This window comes from Agrobacterium sp. 10T429 (assembly GCF_056393925.1).
Genome location: NZ_JBFTGV010000030.1, coordinates 1 through 568, shown reverse-complemented (window position 1 = coordinate 568; position 568 = coordinate 1). Strand labels below are relative to the sequence as shown.

Here is a 568-nt window from a genome sequence, read left to right as displayed (position 1 = left end):
CCTGGACGACCGTGCCGGCGCGGGCGTGGTCGCCTCGCGGATCGGCCTGCGCGCCGACGGCATGGCCTTCGAACGCGACACCGACCTGCAGCAGTGGGTCAGCCAGGATCTGCAGGCCAACGGGCCGCTGGGCTGCGTGCTGGTGGACGAGGCGCAGTTCCTCAGCCGCAGCCAGGTCTGGCAGCTCAGCGAAGTGGTCGACCAGCTGCGCATCCCGGTGCTGTGCTACGGCCTGCGCACCGATTTCCGCGGCGAGCTGTTCGAGGGCAGCCAGTACCTGCTGGCCTGGGCCGACGAGATGCAGGAGATCAAGACGATCTGCCACAGTGGCAAGAAGGCGACCATGACCGTGCGCGTGGACGAACATGGCCATGCCGTGCAGGACGGCCCGCAGGTGGAGATCGGCGGCAACGAGCGCTACGTGTCGGTCAGCCGCGCCGAGTTCAAGAAGATCACCCGTGGCGAGGGGCGGATCGATCCGGCGCAGGCACCGCTGCCGTTGTAGGGCATGGCCCTTCACGGGCCATGACGTCCTGCGGTTTACAAGGCCGCGTGGTCGGGCCTAGGC

Annotated in this window: 1 protein-coding gene; it reads left to right on the top strand. The window is 68.7% G+C overall.

The annotated features are described in order from the left end of the window. A partial coding sequence (locus AC1DCP_RS26335; protein WP_476774860.1) for a thymidine kinase occupies positions 1-505 on the top strand: 505 nt, incomplete at its 5' end. Positions 506-568: the final 63 nt, after the last annotated feature.